This window comes from Wolbachia endosymbiont (group B) of Apotomis betuletana (genome assembly GCF_947250475.1).
Lineage (GTDB): Bacteria > Pseudomonadota > Alphaproteobacteria > Rickettsiales > Anaplasmataceae > Wolbachia.
Genome location: NZ_OX366320.1, coordinates 1,232,762 through 1,254,499 on the forward strand (window position 1 = coordinate 1,232,762; position 21,738 = coordinate 1,254,499).

17 protein-coding genes and 1 pseudogene are annotated in these 21,738 nt (G+C 34.6%); 9 read left to right on the forward strand and 9 right to left on the reverse strand.

Annotated features, from left to right (window positions below; genetic code table 11):
• Window position 1: 1 nt before the first annotated feature.
• The 4 genes from nuoL to OOK82_RS05725 form a co-directional block, all read right to left on the reverse strand.
• Window positions 2-1,858, reverse strand: coding sequence for an NADH-quinone oxidoreductase subunit L (nuoL, locus tag OOK82_RS05710; protein ID WP_264686776.1), 1,857 nt, complete (start codon window positions 1,856-1,858; stop codon window positions 2-4).
• A gap of 4 nt (window positions 1,859-1,862) precedes the next feature.
• Complete coding sequence (nuoK, locus tag OOK82_RS05715; RefSeq protein WP_264686775.1) at window positions 1,863-2,171, reverse strand: NADH-quinone oxidoreductase subunit NuoK; 309 nt, start codon at window positions 2,169-2,171, stop codon at window positions 1,863-1,865.
• Entirely contained in the window at window positions 2,162-2,749 is a 588-nt protein-coding gene (locus OOK82_RS05720) for an NADH-quinone oxidoreductase subunit J (RefSeq protein WP_264682695.1), read from the reverse strand. Before OOK82_RS05720 ends, nuoK begins: the two co-directional genes overlap by 10 nt.
• 65 nt (window positions 2,750-2,814) lie before the next feature.
• Entirely contained in the window at window positions 2,815-4,155 is a 1,341-nt protein-coding gene (locus OOK82_RS05725) for a hypothetical protein (protein ID WP_264704560.1), read from the reverse strand.
• Window positions 4,156-4,325: 170 nt separating this feature from the next.
• On the opposite strand from OOK82_RS05725, the gene OOK82_RS05730 reads away from it, so the two are divergent.
• Window positions 4,326-6,239 (forward strand): ATP-dependent helicase, encoded by a 1,914-nt coding sequence (locus OOK82_RS05730; RefSeq protein ID WP_264686772.1) that lies wholly within the window; start codon window positions 4,326-4,328, stop codon window positions 6,237-6,239.
• A gap of 42 nt (window positions 6,240-6,281) precedes the next feature.
• On the opposite strand, the gene OOK82_RS05735 is transcribed toward OOK82_RS05730, so the two are convergent.
• Both OOK82_RS05735 and OOK82_RS05740 read right to left on the reverse strand, forming a co-directional pair.
• The gene (locus OOK82_RS05735) at window positions 6,282-7,037 is read right to left on the reverse strand and encodes an alpha/beta hydrolase (RefSeq protein WP_007302377.1); all 756 of its coding nucleotides are present in this window, start codon (window positions 7,035-7,037) and stop codon (window positions 6,282-6,284) included.
• A 1-nt stretch (window position 7,038) separates the two neighbouring features.
• Window positions 7,039-7,563 carry a c-type cytochrome gene (locus OOK82_RS05740; protein WP_007302376.1) on the reverse strand — a complete coding sequence of 175 codons (525 nt, stop codon included), beginning with the start codon at window positions 7,561-7,563 and terminating at the stop codon, window positions 7,039-7,041.
• 299 nt (window positions 7,564-7,862) lie between these two features.
• On the opposite strand from OOK82_RS05740, the gene ruvA reads away from it, so the two are divergent.
• The 3 genes from ruvA to OOK82_RS05755 all read left to right on the forward strand — a co-directional run bounded on the left by ruvA (window position 7,863) and on the right by OOK82_RS05755 (window position 10,910).
• A complete protein-coding gene (gene ruvA, locus OOK82_RS05745) occupies window positions 7,863-8,435 on the forward strand; it encodes a Holliday junction branch migration protein RuvA (RefSeq protein ID WP_007302375.1) in 573 nt (190 codons plus the stop codon).
• On the forward strand, window positions 8,432-9,421 hold the full coding sequence (gene ruvB, locus OOK82_RS05750; RefSeq protein WP_007302374.1) for a Holliday junction branch migration DNA helicase RuvB: 990 nt from the start codon (window positions 8,432-8,434) through the stop codon (window positions 9,419-9,421). Before ruvA ends, ruvB begins: the two co-directional genes overlap by 4 nt.
• A 268-nt stretch (window positions 9,422-9,689) precedes the next feature.
• Window positions 9,690-10,910: a hypothetical protein gene (locus OOK82_RS05755; RefSeq protein ID WP_264686771.1), complete on the forward strand. Its 1,221-nt coding sequence runs from the start codon at window positions 9,690-9,692 to the stop codon at window positions 10,908-10,910.
• 294 nt (window positions 10,911-11,204) lie between these two features.
• Here the strand turns inward: OOK82_RS05755 and OOK82_RS05760 are convergent, their stop codons facing one another.
• Window positions 11,205-11,498 (reverse strand): GIY-YIG nuclease family protein, encoded by a 294-nt coding sequence (locus tag OOK82_RS05760; protein WP_139686762.1) that lies wholly within the window; start codon window positions 11,496-11,498, stop codon window positions 11,205-11,207.
• A gap of 381 nt (window positions 11,499-11,879) precedes the next feature.
• Between OOK82_RS05760 and OOK82_RS07710 the strand changes: the two are divergent.
• From OOK82_RS07710 to OOK82_RS05770, 3 genes and pseudogenes are all read left to right on the forward strand, one after another.
• Window positions 11,880-11,957: pseudogene (locus OOK82_RS07710) on the forward strand (WPE palindromic element domain-containing protein); the annotation flags it as partial.
• A gap of 162 nt (window positions 11,958-12,119) precedes the next feature.
• Window positions 12,120-12,284: a hypothetical protein gene (locus OOK82_RS05765; RefSeq protein WP_010404042.1), complete on the forward strand. Its 165-nt coding sequence runs from the start codon at window positions 12,120-12,122 to the stop codon at window positions 12,282-12,284.
• Window positions 12,285-12,310: 26 nt separating this feature from the next.
• Entirely contained in the window at window positions 12,311-13,747 is a 1,437-nt protein-coding gene (locus OOK82_RS05770) for a hypothetical protein (protein ID WP_264704562.1), read from the forward strand.
• A gap of 158 nt (window positions 13,748-13,905) precedes the next feature.
• Here the strand turns inward: OOK82_RS05770 and OOK82_RS05775 are convergent, their stop codons facing one another.
• Together OOK82_RS05775 and priA are read right to left on the reverse strand one after the other, a co-directional pair.
• Entirely contained in the window at window positions 13,906-14,694 is a 789-nt protein-coding gene (locus OOK82_RS05775; RefSeq protein WP_264686769.1) for an ankyrin repeat domain-containing protein, read from the reverse strand.
• Between the two features lie 115 nt (window positions 14,695-14,809).
• The gene (priA, locus tag OOK82_RS05780; RefSeq protein WP_264704563.1) at window positions 14,810-17,131 is read right to left on the reverse strand and encodes a replication restart helicase PriA; all 2,322 of its coding nucleotides are present in this window, start codon (window positions 17,129-17,131) and stop codon (window positions 14,810-14,812) included.
• Window positions 17,132-17,229: 98 nt separating this feature from the next.
• Here priA and OOK82_RS05785 point away from each other — a divergent pair, with 98 nt between their 5' ends.
• Both OOK82_RS05785 and OOK82_RS05790 read left to right on the forward strand, forming a co-directional pair.
• Window positions 17,230-18,207 carry a hypothetical protein gene (locus tag OOK82_RS05785; protein WP_264704564.1) on the forward strand — a complete coding sequence of 326 codons (978 nt, stop codon included), beginning with the start codon at window positions 17,230-17,232 and terminating at the stop codon, window positions 18,205-18,207.
• Window positions 18,208-18,216: 9 nt separating this feature from the next.
• Window positions 18,217-21,678, forward strand: coding sequence for an ankyrin repeat domain-containing protein (locus tag OOK82_RS05790; protein WP_264704565.1), 3,462 nt, complete (start codon window positions 18,217-18,219; stop codon window positions 21,676-21,678).
• The last annotated feature ends 60 nt before the right edge of the window (window positions 21,679-21,738 follow it).

Below are 21,738 nucleotides of genomic sequence, written 5' to 3' on the forward strand. Positions count from 1 at the left end.
TCTATTTAATTCCAATAATATATAAAGCACCGATTATTAAAGTAACAAACATAATAAATGCATAATCAAATATATAACCAGTTTGTAACTTTATAGAATTTTTTGAACATTCATTAACCAACCTTACAACACCATTTGGTCCAAATGAATCAATAGCCTTAACATCAAACTTCCATAGAAGCCTAGATATAAACCTTATCGGTGCAATTATAACAAACTCATACACCTCATCAAAGTACCATTTATTCTGCAAAAACTTAAGTAAAAATTTACTCTTAATTTGCCTAATTACTTGATATTGGTAAATTAGGTACGCAAGTGCTATTCCACTTAGGCTTGCTAAGGTTGGCAGTAGTTTTATAAAGAAATTATGAACTCCATGCTCATCAATCATCACTAAACTTGATTTCCAAAACGCATTACTAGTTATGTTCAAAATATTTGCTCCCCATATTCCAGAAAATACTGATCCAAAAGCGAGTATCAGTAATGGTATAAGCATAATCTTTGGTGCCTCATGTATATTAATTTTACTTTGTTTTTGGCTGTGGAACACAAGAAGCAATAACCTCCAAGAGTAAAACGCTGTGAAGAATGCAACAACTAAGCTTATTACAAAAGCAAAGCTATCCGTGCTATAAGCATGTTCAATTATCAAATCCTTTGAGTAAAAACCTGCAAATGGAAATATTCCAGAAAGCGCAAGAGATCCAATCCACATGAGAGTATAAGTGCAAGGGATTTTCTTCCAGCAATTTCCCATTTTCTGAATGTTTTGCTCATGATGCATTGCATGAATCACATTGCCAGCACCAAGAAATAGTAGAGCTTTAAAAAAAGCGTGTGTCATTAAATGAAAAATAGCAACATTGTAAGCAGAAAGCCCACATGCCATGAACATATAACCAAGTTGACTGCAGGTTGAATAAGCAATTATTTTTTTTATATCGTTCTGAGTAATCGCAACCGTAGCTGCAAAGAAAGCAGTAAGTGCCCCAACAATAACTATTAATTCTCGTGCCACATTTGATAGCTCAAATAATGGAGAACATTTTGCTACTAAAAATATACCTGCTGTTACCATCGTTGCTGCGTGAATGAGTGCAGAAACAGGGGTTGGCCCTTCCATTGCATCTGGCAACCAAACATGTAAACCAAGCTGTGCAGATTTACCCATACAGCCAATAAAAAGTAATATGCATATTATATGAGTTACTTTGAATTCACAGCAGAATGCTCTAATGTTCTGTGTGCCAAGAAGATCAGTTGTATCAAAAACTTCAGTAAAATTCAAAGAGTGAAATGTATAATAAATAAGAAAGATTCCAATCAATAGTGCAAAGTCTCCTACCCTATTCACAACAAATGCTTTAATTGCTGCATTATTTGCAGAATATTTTTGGAACCAAAATCCTATGAGTAAATAAGAACACAGGCCAACCCCTTCCCAGCCAAAAAAAAGCTGCACGAAATTATCGCTTACAACCAGCACAATCATGCAAAACGTAAATAGCGATAGGTAAGAAAAAAACCTCGACTTCCCTTTGTCATGCTCCATATAACCGATAGAATAGAGGTGGACTACTAGTGAAACGGTGGTAATGACAATAAGCATTAAGGATGAGAGAGCATCCACACTAATTGCCCAATTTACTTTTAATACACTTAATGAAAATAGAGGAAATAAACTCAAGTGATAATTTTCAGAGAAGGTGAGAAAAACATACCAAGATAAAACTGCAGATATTCCAATCCCTGCCGTTGTAACTAACTGACTAAAAACATCTTTTTTAAAAAGTGCTGCAAATAGCGAACCAAAGAGTGGCAAAAATACTATCAATTTCAGTATATCCATCATACTTTCATTCTTTCATTAAGTTCGCTTGTTCAACATCTATATTGCCACGGCTTCTATAATATACAACCAATATTGCAAGCGCAACTCCTGACTCTGCTGCCGCAACAGTCAACACAAACATCACAAAAATTTGCCCAACTATATCATTCATAAAGGCAGAAAAAGCAACTAAATTGATGTTAATCGCCAGCAATAATATTTCTATTGATAACAGTATGTTGATTATGCTCTTACGGTTGATGAAAATACCACACACTCCAATAGTGAACAAAACAGCAGCAATTATCAAAAAGTGATTTAATCCTATTTCCATTCCACTCCTTTTCCAAATTTAGCCTTAATCAATTTTACAGATGAAGATTGTGTCAATTGCTTTAACACGTTCTGTTTTCTAACTCCTTTTTTCTTTTCCTGCAAAGTAAGAGCAATTGCACCAACAATTGCAACAAGCAGCAGAATACCAGAAAGATGAAAAGCGTACATGTAGTCAGTGTAGAGCAAATTACCGATAGCTTTCACGTTATTGTTATTATAGTTTATAACATTGCTTATATTCGGTTCTGAACTGCGAATTACAAAGCTGATGATTAGAAAAAACACAACACATAATATAGCACCAAGAGTGAAATGCTTTGCAAAACCCTGATGCAATCTTATGTAGTCAATATCGAGCATCATAACTACAAAGAGGAATAACACTGCAACTGCACCGATGTATACTATCAGCACCATCATAGCAATGAATTCAGCTCCAAGGAGAATAAAAAGCACTGCAGAGTTAACGAAAGTGAAAATTAAAAATAACACTGCATGCACAGGATTCCTTACGCTAATTACACAAACAGCAGATAAGATGCTTAGAATTGCAAAAGAATAAAAGAAAAAAGGCATTGATACTTTAACTGCAACAATAGCTACTAACTTAAAGTAATTATTGCTGTAAAGTCAATATCATATTAAATATTTGAAACTCTACCCTTACTTAACCATTGAGGGGTAAGCACTTCTCTCAAGGCGGTCAATGTATCTATTTCTGGCTTTTTTTCCTTCTTTTTACTGACTTCTTCATAAATTTTTGCAATACCAAGTATTAATGCACTAATTACAGGGACTGCTATAAAGACTCCTCCAAGAACTGGATTACCTGTAGCACATAACATCACTCCAATTGCTATAAAACCGACAACAGCAACACCTAAAGCGCTATACATACCTGCATTATCATAAGGGTTTTGCAGTTCGTGAGAGGTTGTTTGTAATTGGCCACTATTCATATCTATTTTAGTGCCAGCTGAAGGAACAGCTAATCCTTCTGTTCCTTCACGCTTTAGTGGTTTACAGCCTCCTGGTGTAGGTTGGGTGCCTTGTAAATCATTCTCAGTATCGCCTGGAAAAGATTCCTTAGACTGCAAACTTACTTCTGCAAGTGCTGTTGTTTTAAGATTTTGATCTTGTGTTATGTTGATAGGAGGGCTTAGCTCTTTATATTGCTTTAATGATGGTTCCATGAGATCTTCAATGCTACCCAATATTTGTTTAAAATTTCCATGGTTAATCTTTAGCAATTCTTTTACACAATGTATCAGCTTCCATTCATGACTAGATTTTCCTAGTTCACTAGGGTTATCCCAAATATCACCTACAATACCATTATTGACTCTAATAAGCAGACTTACATGGATATCATGATTAAAGTTATTTTTTGAATGAATAATTAAATTCCTTAATTCTTTTAGCTTATTATCGTAAGCCTCTTCGTCATATTGTTTAGCTGTATTTTTATCTGAAGTAGCATAAAGAGATTGAGGGTTTTTTTTACGCAATCTTTTAGTTCTTGTTTTTTTCTCGTATTTAATTTTAATGCCTTTTATAAATTCGTTGGTTTCTTCAGTCATTTTTATTTGCACCTTTTCAGCAAAATATCTGACCAATACAATATGACTTTTCATCCTATTTGACGCTCTAGATTTATCCTCATCAACATACGATTTTAACTCCTTTATAATCTCTTCAGGATTATTAAAATGCTTAGTTAGGTATTTGATAAATTTGAGGTCTGTTTCCGTATCACTTTTTAACCTCTTTTTATTTTTATCCTCTAATTCTTCGAGTTCTTTTTCTAACTCACTGATCTCTTTTTCTAACTCCTCTATAGCCTTGTGAAACTCCAGAGATATCAAGTGATCGATCCAGCCATACCAGTCATATTCAGATTTATCTTCTGATAGCTCATTGTGGTCTGCAAAACGCACTTTTCTTTGTTGTAATTGTTCTTGACCATTTAAATTAGCAAACATATTTATTATCTATTTACTATTATTAGTATATATTTCAATATTACCTAAAATTTTAACATTTGTCAATCCAGGCACCTAATGTTTGAAATAAACTGGAAGCAAGCAACAAAAACTTTACAGAGCGCAAGTAGTAAGATTAACTTACTGCAGCTATAATTTATAGGGCTACAATGAACGATTATCTCTCGCTGCTAAATCCAGAACAACAATCAGCTGTAACTAACATAGATGGACCAGTTTTAATACTGGCAGGAGCTGGAACGGGAAAAACAAGAACGATCACTTCAAGAATAGCGCACATAATTCGAAATGGCTACGCTTACTCCGATGAGATCTTAGCAGTTACATTCACGAACAAAGCAGCAAATGAAATGATATCAAGAGTGCTTGAACTTACGGGCACAAATATACCATGGCTTGGCACCTTCCACGCAATTGCAGCAAAAATTTTACGTTATCATGCTGAAATTGTTGGCTTAAATTCCAATTTCACAATCATTGGTGTGGATGATCAATTACAGGTAATAAAAAATATTATTAATGAAATCAGCCCTGATTACCTATCAGAAAAATGTAAGACCATTATGAATATTATTCAGCAATGGAAAGAGAAGTGTTTATTGCCGTCTGAAGTGGAAGATGTTCAATCATTTAGGCAAGTATACGTGACTGCACTCAAAGTCTATCACCAATATCAGGAAAGGTTGAAATTTCTTAACTCTGTTGATTTTGGTGACTTATTGTTATATAACATACAACTTTTTAATCAAAAGACCGAGGTTCTGTCCTACTACCAAAACAAGTTTAAATATATTATGGTAGATGAATATCAAGATACAAATGCAATACAATATCTTTGGCTAAAATACCTTGCAAAAGAGCACTCAAATATTTGTTGTGTAGGAGATGACGATCAATCGATATACAGTTGGCGTGGTGCAGAAGTTGAAAATATTTTGAAATTTTCCGATGATTTTAAAAATGCAAAAACCGTTAAACTGGAGTGTAACTACAGGTCAACATCCCACATACTTGCAACTGCATCATATGTTATCAATCACAATAAGACTCGCTTAGAAAAAAAGTTGTGGACAACAAACATTGAAGGGGAAAAGGTAAATCTAATAAAATTATGGGACGGGAAAGCTGAAGCAAGGTTCATAAGCGAACAGATATTAAAGCTCAATAAATACAGATTTAGTGACATTGCAGTGCTCGTAAGAGCGACTTTTCAAACTAGAGTGCTCGAAGAGTATTTTATAAAATATTCAATTCCCTATAGGATTATAAGTGGCGTAAAATTCTACGAACGTCAAGAAGTAAGGGATATAATTGCATATTTGAGGCTTGTTACAAATAATAATGATGATCTCGCTTTTGAAAGGATCGTAAATCGTCCAAAAAGAAGCATAGGAGCTACAACTCTAAAGAAAATATACACGACTGCTCAGGATAACAAAATTTCTTTTTTTCAGGCAGCAAAAATATTGGTTAATAGTGATCAAGTAACCGAAAGAATTAAACTCTCACTAAATGATTTTTTAAATAAAATTAAAGCTTGGGAAGAAATAGTAAGCGTAAAACCACTGCATGAATTTGTTAAAATCGTAGCAAATCAATCAGGATATATGGAAATGCTTGAGAATGAAGGAGTGACGGGTTTAGCGCGAATAGAAAATGTTAAAGAGCTCATTTCATCTTTGAAGAATTTTGACAGCACTATAACCTTCTTGGAGCATATTAGTTTGGTGATGGAAGTGGATAATATGAATAGCGATGACACTGTATATGTTATGACTCTTCATGCGGCTAAAGGGCTTGAATTCCCGTGCGTGTTTTTACCTGGTTGGGAAGAAGGATTATTTCCTCATCAAAGATCTTTTGAAGATAAAAATGGTAAAGCTTTAGAAGAAGAGAGAAGACTTGCATATGTTGGCATAACTAGAGCAAAAGAAAGGTTGATCATTTCATGTGCAGATAGGAGGGAAATTAATAATCAGTGGCAACCAATGCGCACTTCTCGATTTATTAAAGAATTGCCAAGAGAAAATGTTGAGGTGATCAAGAATAGTGCCTACTGTTGAAGCTATAACTGCAGCTCTTACGACAAACACATCTGAATTACTTCAATTATATATTTCTCCTGGCAAAAATTCTCTGATGGTCTTAAATAAAATTTTCAGTGAATGATTATCAGACATGTTGTGTTCTGCTGATTTTATTAAGTGTACTTCAACGTCTGTTGACTTAATTTTTTCAGCTAAATTCAATGAAGTTTGATAAGGAACATCTTTATCATTAATGCTATGCAATAAGCGCACAGGACAGTTTATATCTATTGCTTCTCTGTTTAAAAGAAGGTTCTTTCTACCGTCTTCGATCAGATTTTTAGTTATTTTGTATGCACAATGCTCCGAAGTAAAATCTATTACACCTTTAGAACCTAGTTCTTCTTTTTGCTTGCCTGACAATTGCTTGAATATCAAATCTTCAGTAAAATCAGGAGCAGACGATATGCCGATTAATGCTGCAATTTTTTCTGGAAATTGAAGAGCAGTGAGTAGCATCAGCCATCCTCCCATACTTGAACCTATAATTATTTGTTTATTGCTAGTTAATTCACTTATCACTTTAGCACAATTTTTTTGCCAATCACTTATTGTATAATCAGCAAAATCACCGCTTGAATTACCATGGCCAAAATAATCAAAGAGCACAAGTGCTATATCATTTTCTTGGCAAAATTTGTAAACGGCAGTTGCTTTAGTTCCATCCATATTGGATGCAAAACCACTAAAAAAAACTATAGAAGCCTTCTTTCCTTGTAGCTTTCGATATGCTATATGGCCATTACTTCCATCGAGTAATTTACAATAATTCATACTACTTTGGCAAGGCAACCGGACTATCGCTCATCGAACGCAAATAGCTGACTAGATCTGCAATCTCTTGTGGATTGGAAATGCCTGCAAATGCCATACGTGTACCTTTTATGTAGGCTTTTGGATTTTTTAAAAAAGCAAATAACTCCTCATACTCCCATTTCCCACCTTTTTCAAGTAGTGCTTTTGAGTAATTGAATGAGCTGCCAAGATGGGCCTTTTTATTTCCAACCACGTTCCATAAGTTTGGCCCCACTTTATTCATTCCACCTTTCTCAAAACTATGACAAGCTATACATTTTTTTGCTGCTGACTTGCCTTTTTCAAAGCTAGCATTCTGCATGAGCTCTCCAATATCAAGTGCCACTTGTTCAATCTTTTGTTGAGGCTCATTGCTGGCTGCTACTATTGTTTGGTGTTCAATTTTATAATCCTCTGGGTTGTAGAGCATATCAACTACATTACTAACTATCATAATTATTAATCCAGAAAGTAAAATCGATGCTGCAATCTTATTAAGCTCCATAGTTAATTCTTATCAAGTAATGTTACTTAAATTATGCAAATATTTTCGCAAACAGTAAACAATTACCTTTATTTCACCAAAGATAGAAATTTCTATTACTTAGCTAAGTTAGGAGACTGCAATTCTATTTCTATCGGAGTAACTTGTGGTTCAATTACATAATGATCTGGAATAACATATTAAAATAGATTTCCTGCAAACTTGTCTGCAATGATTGAAACTGGAACTACTTCTATAATGTTCGTTTGCTTGACCTAAGATTCAGGAGCATTTAAACTGAATTTTATAAAGTACTAGAAATGATAGGAAATCTAAGAGGAATAGTTGATGAGGTGTGTAGCGATCACATAATCCTGAATGTGAATGATGTTGGCTACATAGTATATCTTTCAGCCAAAACTTTAAGTGCTTGTTCAATTGGAAGTAGAGTAAAATTACTTATCGACACTTATGCAAATAGCAGAGAAAACGTTACTCAGCTATATGGCTTTATAAGTAAAGAAGAACAGCAGTGTCTGCGTTTATTAGTTAAAGTGAGCGGTGTCAGCTATAAAACCGCAATGTCAATTTTGAGCAAATTAACTCCAGAGCAACTGTTTTTGGCAATTATAAATGAGGATAAACTAGCACTTAAGGTGAGTGGACTTGGCCTGAAACTCATAAATCGAATTATTACTGAGCTGAATGGCAAAGTAAGTAAATTAGAGATAAATAACAATCATTTTCACTCAATTAGTGAAGATGCTCTTTCAGCTTTGATCAATCTTGGATATGAAAGAACAAAAGCTTATGATACAATAAAAAAAATAGAAGATGAATCACCAAACTTGGACACTAAAGATATTATTCGTATGGCGCTTAAAACAATATGAAGTCAATATCATGTAGTAAGGAATACTCTGAAGATGTACGTAATTTAAATATCCGGCCTGAGCAACTTGATGATTTTGTCGGGCAAAAAGACTTAATACAAAATTTAAAAGTGTTTATAAATGCTGCACAGACGAGAGCTGAAGCTTTGGATCACGTATTGCTCTATGGTCCTCCAGGGCTTGGTAAAACAACTTTAGCACAAATTGTCTCTAAGGAGTTAAGGGTTAGCTTTCGTGCAACTTCTGGTCCATTGCTTAGTAAAGCTGGGGACTTAGCTGCAGTGCTCACTACTTTAAATGCAAAAGATGTTCTATTTATCGATGAGATCCATAGATTAAATCGTAGCATTGAGGAAGTTTTATATACTGCTATGGAAGATTTTTGCCTAGATATACTAGTAGGTGAGGGCCCATCTACCAGAACTTTAAGAATAGATTTACCACCATTTACACTGATTGGGGCAACAACACGGCTTGGACTGCTTTCTGCACCGCTGAGGGATCGTTTTGGTATTCCCCTGCATCTTGAGTTTTATTCTTTTGAGGAACTGGTTGATATTATAAAAAGAGGTGCAAGAGTTCTTTGTGCTGAAATCGAAAAGGATGCTGTGCAGGAAATTGCCTGCCGCGCCCGTGGTACTCCAAGAATTGCTTTGAGATTACTCAGAAGAATAAGAGATTTTGTTGAAGTAAAAGATGATAAAAAAATTACCTGTGAAATTGCCGGTTCTGCACTATCAAAATTGGGTATAGATAAAATGGGACTAAATAAATTAGATATGGATTATCTGAGATTTTTGTTTAACACCTCAGGACCTGTTGGAATTGACACCATATCTATTGCACTATCTGAAGATGTTGGCAATATTGAAGAAACAGTAGAACCTTATTTAATCAAGGTCAGTTTTGTAAAGCGCACACCAAGAGGACGTGTTTTAACTGATCAAGCAAGGGAATATCTCAGCATTAATTCAGTGGTATGCTAGTATTATACTATATTTTATAACATTGTATAGTATTACATTAAACATTATAATATTCTTTTATTATATGATTTGCAGGTGTTTTAGAGGCAAATAAGAAAGTCTTCTGTTATAGTGAATATGTTCTTGAAAAATTACGTAATATATGCTAGGCTGTATATAGTATGAATGTAAAAATATCAATAATTTATTGATATTTTTTAAGATTAATACTTATTAAATACTTCATATTGTAAGATTGAGTTATTGTATTTTATAGACTTAAGATAAAATGGTAAAAAGCCTTCTAAACAATTATAGAAACAGTAATTCAATTAATGGAGAAAAAGCAATGAAAAATTTTTTAATCAATAACAACGAAGAGGACGGTAGCTCAATCTACATTAATCGAATCAGAGAGCAAGATCTCTCTGCAGAGCAGAAGCTCAATGAATTAAAAGGATTCATGGAGGAGCTTGCTAGGAAAGCTGAGCTCAAGAGAATAGAGCTTGAGCGTCAGGCTGCGAGTTGCATTGATGAAACATTATCTCAAGTAGAGCTACAGATACAAGATAATGAGGATTACTTTACTGATAATAATCAAGGGGTATTCGCAAATTTCTTTGAATCCCTCTTTAATCTTTTTGAAGTAAATGTAGATCCGAAAGTCTACAAAATGCTCAAGGAGAAGAAAGAGAAAAATCTGCTTCTTTCGATAATTAAGTTTTTGCGTGATAAGCTTAAGGAATTAGTTAAAAAGATCTTCAAAAAAGATTTAGATTTAAGTTGGGATAAAAGGCTAGACAAAGAGATAAAAGAATTGCAGGAGAAATTACTCAGCGGTGAGTTATCTCCTGAAGAAGAAATAGCAATACTCGAACGTTTGCAAGCGTTGCAAAATTTAAAATTGAAGCTTCAAACTTTTCTCGTGGGCTCAGTCATTGCAATGTTTGCAGAAATTTTTGCAGTTGATTTAGCAGCAGTAGTAGAGCAAGATGTAACTGAGGAAAAAAGAGACAAAAAAGCAGAAAAAACAGAATCAAAAGAAGTTCGTCAAGAAATAGAAACAAAAGTGAATGAAATCATACCAATTTCCCTATTTAATTTTTCATCTCAAGTTCCAATGCCAATTGTTCTAGACAAGCAAGAACGTGCTATTTTACCAAAGCCTATAGAAAAATTAGTAGACACTCTACCTAAACCTGTTATAAGTCACAAAAATAGTGAAGTACAAAAACTGGAAAAAATGAATAAAGAAAAGAAAGAAGCAAAAGAAGAGAAAACTGAAAAACCAAAATTAGCTGTCTGTCCACCTGCTCCACAGCAAAAGGAACACAGGAGAGTGAAAAGAAACAAAGAGAGGGATGCTTGTGGGAAGAAACACAAGAGAGCAGGATCTTCTGCTAAGAGTCAGCAAAAAGCTGCTAATGCTGCCGTGGAACTGCCAAGAGGATTAACTGATGATGTAAGAGTTGAAAACCATGCTTCTTCAGTCAAAGAGAGAGGTGTGTAAAGGTTCTCTCTCTTTTTTTCATTCCAGACTGGTTTTTTATCTGGATTCCAGCATCAAGTGCTGGAATGACATGGCGGAATGTCATCTAAGTAGCTCTCTCTTGTCATTTCAGTAGCCCCTTTGATGTCATCCCAGTCTGGGATCCAGAGAACTTAGTTTAAAAGAGTTGTTATTTCAGTTTAGGATCCATTTTCTCTTCTAGATTCCAGACTGGAATGACACCGTCTTGAATGGAAGCCAGTGCCAACGATGCGCCATATTGCAATGTTCGTACAGTTGTGTACTCAGACACTGTCATCCAGACACAATTTCATCATATAAATCTTTCCATTCTTGATTTGTTTTTTCAATTAAGTTTATTTTCCATTTTCTCTGCCAGCTTTTTAGGAGTTTTTCTCTACTAATTGCTAAGTTTATTTCTTGAAATTCTTCAAAATAGACTAGTTTACAAACATTGTACTTTGACGTGAAACCAGAGATGGCTTTGCTTTTGTGTTCCCAAATTCGTTTAGTCAAATTTGATGTTATACCTGTATATAGGGTTCCATTGCGTTCACTTGCAAGTATATAAATATAATAACTTTTCATATATAATAAATAAGTTTACTAGATTCCAGTGTCAAGCACTGGAATGACATTAAAGGAGCTACTTGATGACACCAAAGAGGCTATTCTTTGATACCAAAGAGGCTACTTGAATGACAAGAGAGGAAGTACTGGAATGACATTGTCTTGAGTGCATAATGCACCAAAGGTTGTGTACCAAAAAGGTGTCATACCAATTTTAAAAGGCTGTCATGCAAGTGGCCCCTCCGTTGTCATCCAAGTAGCTGACACTGGGATCCAGAAAACTTAGTTTAAAAAAGTTGTCATTCCAGTTTAGGATCCATTTTTCTTCTAGATTCCAGCATCAAGTGCTGGAATGACATGGCGGACAAGTAGCTCTCTCTTGTCATTCCAGTACCTCCTCTCTTGTCATTCCAGTGCGTGACACTGGAATCCAGAAAAAAAGAAGAGTGGATCCCAGTGTCAGCTACTTTCATGACACCATTTGCTACGGAAATTGTCACAATGTTCGTATAGTTGTATACTTGACACTGGAATCCAGGAGTATAAAAATGGTGAATAAAATTTATGTTAAAAAACTGCTTGTGCTAGTAGTTGATTCTTAATATACTCATTACATAATAATTTAATTTAGAGGTTGATATGCATGGCAATAATGATCCAAATAAAAAAGTACCTGATTCAGGGAGAGTAAAGATTGATCTGAGCAAAATAGATCCAAAGAAAATAGATGATTTTAGAGACATGATTAGACGTGAAGAGGAAAGAAAGAAAAATCAATCTAGTGGTCAGGGCAGCAGTAAATAATTATATTAGTTTAGGGGGGTGGCGTTATGCCTAATAAAAGTAAAATAAATCGAGAATTAGTAAAAGCGTTTAATAGTGTTCTTCTTTTTGATAATACTGCTATTACTAATCTCACTATAGAAAAAGATCATGTTGTTCTCTCATTTGATAAAAATATGAATATTGATCAGCGCAGAGAGTACTTGAGCAATATGAGAGAGAGTATAGTAAGAAAATTTTGTGGAGATGAGGGTGGCAAAGCTGCTGCCGAAGAAGCTGCCAATGATCTTTTTTATAAAGACTCTTTTCCTTTTAACTTTAATCAAGGAAAATGGATTACAGATAGTAGCAGACATAGGTTTTCAGTGCCAATTAAAAAAGAGGTAGTTTATAATCTAAAATATTTGCTAGCTAATGAACTTATACGGTTTACAATAGCACGTATTATAGACGATCATCCTGATGAAGATTATGTGGAAGACAATGTATACGATGTGGGTTTTGAAAGAAAATCTTATTTATACTGTAAGGGCTTTGATGATCAAGAATTAAAAGACTCTTTTGTAAAATCATTCTCATCAAGGATGGAAAGTTATGAAAATAGTCCTAAAAATTTTAAGGATTTGTTTTTAACACAGGATAATTTTCCAGGAAATAAGAAGGCTTATGTATATTTAAAGAAAGGCGTTTTTGATGATCTTAAGTTCGTCAAAGACATAGTAAGGCATGAAATATACTTGACATGTCGTTGTTTTGATACTCCAAAAGGCGAGATTGGAGTTACTGACATGCTGAAATTTGCAGTGGTTGATTTGCTTCGTAAAGCAAACATACCAGTTGATCGTATATTGCGTGACTCTTACTTGAACAGTGACGAAGATTCAATTTTAATTCCTATTGTAAGTTATAATAATGAGGAGGGATATTTAACAAGAGAAGAAGTGAATCACGTTAATAATATGTTTGGTATGGATATATTAAATAGCTTTGAAGGTCGGACTTCACAGAAATCGCTATTGGGCAGTAAAGGAGTGTATGGAATAGATTTTGCTAACCCAGACATTGCTTACTGTGTGATGGATAAGATCATAGAGAGCTCTGTAATCAATAAGGATTATAAACTGTCCATTGATCCTGCACGTGTGCCAGCTATGAAACCACAAACTCTTGCCCCTTCTGAAGAAAAAGTAGGGACGGATGGACCAAGTGCAGATAGTGGTTTTGGTGATTCACCTAAGAATTCAGTTATAGGTAAATCACATAATGGAAACTCGAGCAAATTCCTTAGGCCCGACTACTATGGTGAAGGTAAAGGTGGGGATGATGCTTCGGCTAAAGATAGTGGCTTTGGCCCTTCTTCAGCACGATCTTCTTTTAATAAGCCCAAAACAACATTTAACCAACCTTCTATATCACAGCCTGACCAATGTTCTGCAAAAAAGCAGACATCAACTAATAAAAAATCAATTTGCTCTATTTCATAGCTAAAGAAAATTAGACTATTTGAGGACGAATTGTGAATGAAAGGTTATGTATCCGTTTAGATGCATGTGAGACCAGTGCCTTCTTTCTTGTTATACAAGTAGCTGACACTGGGATCACACTTGATTATGCAAGAAATCTAATGTTAAAAAACTCACAGTTATCCTAGTACTGCTTTATTATCTGCAGTCTTTTCAGGTTTGACGGAATGCAATTGAGAATCAATAGCAACAACTCCTTCTATCAATTTAGCCTGTTTATAGTCTTGACTTAGGAAATATATAGACAGTCCAACTGCTATTCCAGCAACAAGAGCAGATACTGCGAGTGCGCATAATATAATAGTCATTGAAGGGACTAAAGCACCACCAACACCGAGTCCAATGCCAAGAAAAACGCCAGGTATAATGCCAATCAAACTATTACATCTAGCACTTTCTTTTTTCGATTGAGCTTGGTCTTGCATACATTTAATGAGTACTTTTCTTGTATTTTCTTGAGCTAAATCTAATGGAATTTTATTTCCTTTATTCTTTAACAAAGGATTTGCATTCTTCTGAAAAAGAACTTTTATTGCGTCAGTGTTATTACGTATAACAGCTTGGTGTAATAACGTCTCTTGATCTTGATCTTGAAAATTGATCAATTTGTAGAAATACTGAGGAGTAACAAATCTATTCACCGCTTCATCTAAAATCTTCATCACGTCTTGAAATGATAATTTCTCTTTTTTCTCAGATATTGCACTATCGTGTTCAATACAGTAGTGCAAAATAAGATACACCATCTTTTTTCTTATATCTACAGTATCCTCTATAGATAAAGCTGATTTAAATAACTCCTTATCAATAGGTATTTCGATATTTTTATTAAGAAATGCCTTCAATTCTCTAATTTTTTCTTTATGCTTTATCCCTGGCCTACAGACGATTTCAAGTAAAGTATTCATACCATCTCCTTATTCTAGTTATATCAATAATATAATAAACTCTAATAAAAGTCAAATCATTGATTAAAAAATTAATATAATTAATTCTGTGAATGTCAAATAAATTCAAATAACATCAAAAAAAACTCACAGGATCAACATCTATTGTTACTGCAATATTTGAATTCAAGTTGTAATTTTTAATCCAATATTTTAGCTTTTTCTTTATAGATAAACTATGTTTATTGTGTATTTTGAGTAGCACTCTATACCGATATTTATTATTTAAGAAATTTATTGCTGCTGGTGATGGGCCAAAAATTTCGAGTTCTTTTTTTCTAGTCACGCACTGGAATGACAACGCAGAAGGAATAGTAGCTGAACATTGATCATGCAAAAAGCTTGTTATCTCACTTGCTGCTTTCTGCGTTGCAAATTGATCCTTACCGCAAACTATAAGCGCTATTAATCTACTAAATGGTGGCATTTTAGCTTTGCGTCTTGACTCAAGTTCAACTTCATAAAACAAATCCCTTTTTTGCTGCTGCAATGCTTTTATTATCAAACTTTCAGGATTATTAGTTTGCACTATTACCGTTCCTTTTTCGTTGAACCTCCCAGATCTACCCGCAACTTGATGCAATAATTGATACGTCTTTTCTGCTGCCCTAAGATCAGAATTTTCAAGTCCTAAATCTGCATTTATCACTCCAACCAAAGTTAACTTAGGGAAATTATGCCCTTTGGCAATCACTTGTGTACCGATTATAATATTCACCTCTTCCTTAAGCACTGAGTCAATGACGCTACCAAGCGACTTCTGATCGCTGCTGATAATCGCAGTTTTTGCATTTGGTATTAATTTCACTATTTCTTCAACTAACCTTTCAATTCCCACACCATAAAGAAGCAATGACTGCTCACTTTGACAATTGGAGCATTTTTCTGGAAGTTTTGATTGATAAGAACAATGGTGACACAAAAGGACGTTCTTCTTTTTGTGGTATGTAAGCCAGACAGCACAATTTGAGCAGGAAATTTTGTATCCACACTTTTTACAAACTGCAAGTTGTGCGTATCCTCTGCGGTTTAGAAAGAGCATAACTTGCTGTTTTTTCTCTATGGTTTGTTTTATTCCTTCGAAAAGTTCATTGGAAATCCATTGCTTATTATTTACTACTTTTATTTGTGGCAACTCTGCACCACCGAATCGTTTAGTCAATTTTACATGATTGTAATTCCCTTTTTTAACATGATAAATTGTTTCAAGTAGCGGAGTGGCGGATGATAAAATAATCGAAATATTTTCGAGCTTGGCTAAGATAATTGCCATATCTCGAGCATTATATATAATTCCCTGTTCTTGTTTAAAGGATGAGTCATGCTCTTCATCAATGATGATCAATTTTAGGTTTTTATAAGGTAAAAAAAGTGCTGACCTTGCCCCAATAATGATCTGCGCACTTCCATTTGCAATACTAAGCCAATTATTTCGGCGAGCTTTGGGAGTAAGTCCTGAATGCCACTCAGCTATATTGCCAGATGTCTGACTGCGAACACGATTTACCAATTGTGAAGTTAGGACAATTTCTGGCAGAAGGATAAGGACTTGTGCATTACCTCCTTCTGTTGTCATTCCAGTGCTTGGCAAAGGCAGTATGCTAAGTGTTACAGTGGGTTTTGCCTTAAATACAAAGGTGTCATTCCAGTGTTTATCCAGGAATTTTGATTCTAAATTAGGTATTGGTCTTAAATTAAAATAAACGTTTGTGATGAGATTATATGAAAAACTGGATCCCAGTGTCGGAGCACTGGGATGACAAGAGAAGAGGGCACCTGGATGACAAGAGAAGAGAGCATTGGAATTGCAAAAAAAGTAGGCACTGGGATGACAGGAGAAGGAAACACTGGAATTACAGGAGAAGGATAGACAATGTTCGTAAATACTATGATTCTTAATTAACTGTGAAATTACAGAGAGATAAACTTCCGTTTTCCCAGACCCGGTTTCACCGTCAAGTAAAGTCACTGAATACTCACTCAAATTACTTATTATTTTATCTCGAGCTGCTTGCTGCTCAGGGTTTAATTGGTAATCTATTTCGCTTATTTCTTGCTTTTGCTTAGTGCAAACTAACTTATCTATTTGATTTACCTTTAACACTCCTCCCATTATCACTTTTGCAAGTATACCAATAGGTATTACATTATACTGCGCAACCCACTCTGCAAATTCGATCAGTTTTGGTCTAATACTCGGTAAATCGACCTTTTGTTCAATAAATTTTAATTCTCGATCGCTTTTGCTACTTTCTCTCCAAACTATTCCAATCAAACGCTTTCTGCCAAACGGCACCACTACGTAATCTCCAATTGAAACTTCAGTATCTTCCTCAACTGCATATGAAAATAGCTGATCAATTGGAAGTGGCAGTAATACGTCAACTGTTTTTGTCATAAGTTAGCGCTGTTTTTAGATACATAGAGAAGCCTTAATGCTTTTTTCATAGTACACAATTTATAATCATAAATACTGGAAATGTGAGGAAATTCTGTATGTTTAGCGATAAAATAGTCCTAGACTTTGAAATAGAAAAAGGTGACCGAATAGATCGGTGTTACTTCTCTACACGCATCAAACTTACAGATAAGAGCAAGAGTTTTCTACGTGAAAAGCTCGGTAAACCTAACAATTTAGATGATTACTTTAATCTTAATCCTGAGAATTTTTATATTTATTACAACAAATATAGTGGTCACTATGGTATAAATGAGCTATATGTCAGAGATAATAATGGTAGATATTTAGCTACTAAACTTCCACTTGATCAGAGCGGATTTTCGATAGAGTTATCATTCGACGAGGTGAATTATGGTTTTTATCCTCTGTATGCAATCTATAATCCCACTCAATATGACAAAAAGCAGGAAAAGAGCTTTGAAGATAATGGTGAATTGCAGCCGTTTGTGTCAAGTGTATTGGATTACTTTCTAAATGGCTTAACCATTCAAGATATGTTTTTGCAAATACAAGATGAGCTTGTTGAAAAAGAAACAAAATTAGAAGAAGACAGAAGAAAGGCAGAGGAAGAATTAAATCAAAAGAATGAAAAGTTAAGAGAACTCATAGAAAATGATGAGATTAAAGTACTTAAAGTAATAAAAGGCCATAGTATTGGGAATGGACGTTCAGCGGCAATTTTACAGCTTAATGGTGATCTTGATGCAAGTAAATACTACATAGCAGAGTATGAAAGCAATGAATACTTACATTGCACGAGCTCTGGTTATGACATACTGCTTGACCAGAGCGATTTATTTTTTGTTCTGAATAGCAGCTCTTATCTTGAACTTGAAAGCGGTTTTTACTCAATCCCTGAATTTAATTCTAGAAGCTATGCTAAATATCTCAATACTAAGAATCGGCTTTTCAGCGATGATCAACTATCTCAGCAGTTGTGCAAAAACAAGGTAAAGGCTGAATCTACAGTTAACGCATTTTTCTCAAGACTTATTTATAGTGAAAATTTTTAAGAGGTGGATATGAAATTTAAAACAAATTCTGAATATGATAAATCACAAACTTTGATTAAAAAATTATTTCCAAATAAAGAAAGTATAGTAATAAACGATCAGCTTACAATAGAAGTAAAATATGGGGGATTAGCTAGTTATACCCCTGAGTATATAAAACAAACTGTAAAAGATGCTTACGGAGCCTGGTCTGATAATTTCTATTCACAAAAAAGCGTTCATTCTGGTCCAGTAAAATTGCAGCTTTATGTGCTGAAAAATTACGATGATTACAAAGCTCACATCAAGGAACTTTCAGGTGGTAAGGACCATAGAGAATTATGGGGTGGTGGAACAGTAAGAGCACACGAAGCTGACGGCACGATAGCAAAGACTTTTATTGTTGGAGATGTAAATGGCTTACTTTGTGCAAAATCTAAAATTTTAATGGAAAAAATGAGCGATGCATTTCTTGAGTACTCTACCGGTAATATGGATACAGTACCTGAAGTTTTACGTACCGGTATGAAGCTTTTCATGTGGAGCTATGATGCAGCTAAAAAAGAAAGCACTCGCGATATGCATTATACAAAAGAAGCATACAATAAAATGCATGAATCTGGGCATGATACACCATATAAAATAGCAAGTATGTCTAACGACTATAGAATATCAGATTGCTTAGTGACATTCCTACAAGAAAAACATCCTCAATTCATAAAGCAATTGCTTACTGAGATGTCCTTCGATAGAGTAGAAGCGATATCAAAATTCAAGCATCTTTTGAATAACTCAGAAGTTGAAAAAGAATTTAAGCAGTGGATGGATGTAAAAAGTGGCGATAAAATTGTGGCAGATCTTGTGCCAGATAGTGAAGTTATGACTTTTGGCGAACACAAGCTTCAAATAAATATAAAATATGATGATGAGGAATTAACTCAGAGCAAATTGAGTAGTGTAAAAAATGCCATCGAGAGTACTATAAAAGATTTTGATTCAGCATTTGGCATTAATAATTCTCAGCCTTGGCACAACATACCAAATAAAGTTAATGTTTTCGTATTTAATACAAAGAGTGACTACGAAAATTATCTTAAGGAGTTGAACGTTAACTATAAAGGCGCTTCTGGCTTAACAGTTCAAGGGCGTGGCTCAGAAATTCATGTTTATTTTTATCTACAAGACCAATTTGATGACTCGTGTAAAACTTTAAAACACGAATTGGGACACGCCTTAACTATCATTAATTCCTATTATGGTACAGGTGATGTCTTATCTAAGGCTATGCATGAAGGGGTTGCTAACTATATGGCAAGTTTAGAAGATGGTCGGCATGTCAATGACCACGTAGATAAAGAGGCCTTGATTGCAATAAAGAATAAAGGTCTCAAACCAGATGAAATATTGCGCAATAATATTTGGAGTAATAAAGGGGAACATTATCATTCGGATGCTGAACAAGTGATCAAATTTCTTGAAGATAAACACCCAGATATGATTGATAATTTGCTCAAGAGCCTTTCTAAATCTGGTGCAAATAGGTCTCAAGGTAATAAATTATTTGAGGATTTTTTGGCTGAGCTGAAAGGTTATGATCAAGAATTTAAACAATGGGTTAAGGCTGAGCTGAGTGGTGAACAACATATGGAATATAATGTTGTTGAATCTAACAGTGTTGAAAGTTCAACAAGCCAACAAAGTGCAGGCAAGGGTCTATATGGTTATAGCCCAGTACATAATGTAAGTGGTGATAAAACCAAGATAGAATCTAAATCAAGTGTCAGTAGAGAAGATTCTATGCAACCTGCTAAAAAAGCGAGTGAAGACGAACAAGGAAAAGCTGTTACAACAAAAGTTATGAAGTATAATAAACAGCCTTTCTTAAAGGTGAATATTGATGACAATAATGTAGAAAACGCAAACGAGATAAATAAGGTAACAGGTGCGACGAGTTTACACTCTGCTGCTTCATTGGGAGATTTAAGCAAAGTAGCAACGCTTCTAAAACACAATTCATATACTGATACAAGAGACCATAATGGACAAACGCCACTACATTATGCCATTCAGTCAGGAAATACGGAAGTAGCAAAATATCTTATTGATCATGGAGCAAATCTTAATGTTCATGACAATTATTATCAGAAAACTAATACTAAATATGTGTATTATAAGACACCTTTACACTATGCTATTGAGTCTGGAAATATAGAGATAGCTAAATACTTAATAGATCGTGGTGCAAATCCTAATATTCAAGATGCTTATTCCAAAACGCCATTATACAGTGCTATTTATTCAGGTAATACAGAAATAGTGAACTATCTATTAGATCATAACGCAGATCCTAATAGTAAAAGTTATTATACTTTTCCGTTACTTGCTGCTATTAAGCTAGGGCATGCGGAAATAGTTAAGAGTTTAGTTGAGCATGGCGCAGATCTTGGTATCAAAAACACGTCAGCTCAAACACTGCTGCACTATGCAATTGAGCTAAAACATACGGAAATTGCTAAATACTTAATAGATCGTGGTATAGATGTTGATACCCGTGATATTAGCTCTGGTAAATCTCCACTGCATTTTGCCATGCACATGAAAAATATGGAAGTAGTTAAATATCTCATAGAGCACAATGCGGATATTGATATTCAGGATAGCTACGGCTTAACACCTTTGCACCTTGCTGTTGATCTTGGAAATAAGGAAATAATAGAACATTTAGTTGAAAAAGGTGCGAATGTTAATGTGCAGGATAATGATGGCTGGACACCTTTAGTTCATGCAGTGAGGCATGGAAAGTTAGATACAATAGAATATCTAATAAAAAACAAAGCTGACGTTGATGTTGTGGGCAAAGATGGCAGGACACTTATTGAACATGCTGAGTTATGGGCAGAAGAGAAAGGACTAGCAAGAGATGTAATAGATAGCAAAGGCGATAATGATTCTTATTATCGTGAGCTTTCAAAAGAAGCTGCAACTTGGGAAAAAGCTGGAAAGGATATGCTTAGCTATCTCAAAAAAATTACTATGCAAGAAGAAGAATCTAACGATATAGACCAAATGCCAGCAGATCAACCTGCGAGTGAAGAAAGAAGTAAAAGATCGATAAGAGGAGACGAAGAGAAGCAAGAGGAAACAATTGTTATAGATAATGTGAAAGAAGAATCACAACATCCTTTAAAAATCAAAGTGGGTGAGGCTGTTGAAATAGGGAAATATAAGGTAGAACTGCAAGTTACGTATGATGATGTAAGAAATTTTTATGACACTATACGTGGTAAATATCATGATGGTAGTGGATACAATTATGAGCAAGTAATGGTTTTGTACAATGAAATTGTTAGGCCAGCATCACAGCATCATGATGAACCATTTACTCTTGCTCAGTCCTATATTGCAGATGGGCATCTATTTATTAAAAATCAAGATTTTGGAATTTTGAATGATTTTAATGAGATGTTCTATAAAAGTGATGAGTTTATGTAACATAAAAGGTGGATGAGAATTAATTGATATAAGGAATTAGATCTTCTATTTTTATTCCAG

Excerpts from the sequence above, each read along its gene's own strand:
- OOK82_RS05755 (WP_264686771.1), top strand. The coding sequence starts at position 9,690 with ATGGTAAAAAGCCTTCTAAACAATTATAGAAACAGTAATTCAATTAAT.
- OOK82_RS05730 (WP_264686772.1), top strand. The coding sequence starts at position 4,326 with ATGAACGATTATCTCTCGCTGCTAAATCCAGAACAACAATCAGCTGTA.
- priA (WP_264704563.1), bottom strand. The coding sequence starts at position 17,131 with ATGACAAAAACAGTTGACGTATTACTGCCACTTCCAATTGATCAGCTA.
- OOK82_RS05735 (WP_007302377.1), bottom strand. The coding sequence starts at position 7,037 with ATGAATTATTGTAAATTACTCGATGGAAGTAATGGCCATATAGCATAT.
- OOK82_RS05765 (WP_010404042.1), top strand. The coding sequence starts at position 12,120 with ATGCATGGCAATAATGATCCAAATAAAAAAGTACCTGATTCAGGGAGA.
- nuoK (WP_264686775.1), bottom strand. The coding sequence starts at position 2,171 with ATGGAAATAGGATTAAATCACTTTTTGATAATTGCTGCTGTTTTGTTC.
- OOK82_RS05725 (WP_264704560.1), bottom strand. The coding sequence starts at position 4,155 with ATGTTTGCTAATTTAAATGGTCAAGAACAATTACAACAAAGAAAAGTG.
- ruvB (WP_007302374.1), top strand. The coding sequence starts at position 8,432 with ATGAAGTCAATATCATGTAGTAAGGAATACTCTGAAGATGTACGTAAT.
- OOK82_RS05760 (WP_139686762.1), bottom strand. The coding sequence starts at position 11,498 with ATGAAAAGTTATTATATTTATATACTTGCAAGTGAACGCAATGGAACC.
- OOK82_RS05785 (WP_264704564.1), top strand. The coding sequence starts at position 17,230 with ATGTTTAGCGATAAAATAGTCCTAGACTTTGAAATAGAAAAAGGTGAC.
- OOK82_RS05720 (WP_264682695.1), bottom strand. The coding sequence starts at position 2,749 with ATGCCTTTTTTCTTTTATTCTTTTGCAATTCTAAGCATCTTATCTGCT.
- OOK82_RS05740 (WP_007302376.1), bottom strand. The coding sequence starts at position 7,563 with ATGGAGCTTAATAAGATTGCAGCATCGATTTTACTTTCTGGATTAATA.
- ruvA (WP_007302375.1), top strand. The coding sequence starts at position 7,863 with ATGATAGGAAATCTAAGAGGAATAGTTGATGAGGTGTGTAGCGATCAC.
- nuoL (WP_264686776.1), bottom strand. The coding sequence starts at position 1,858 with ATGATGGATATACTGAAATTGATAGTATTTTTGCCACTCTTTGGTTCG.
- OOK82_RS05770 (WP_264704562.1), top strand. The coding sequence starts at position 12,311 with ATGCCTAATAAAAGTAAAATAAATCGAGAATTAGTAAAAGCGTTTAAT.
- OOK82_RS05775 (WP_264686769.1), bottom strand. The coding sequence starts at position 14,694 with ATGAATACTTTACTTGAAATCGTCTGTAGGCCAGGGATAAAGCATAAA.
- OOK82_RS05790 (WP_264704565.1), top strand. The coding sequence starts at position 18,217 with ATGAAATTTAAAACAAATTCTGAATATGATAAATCACAAACTTTGATT.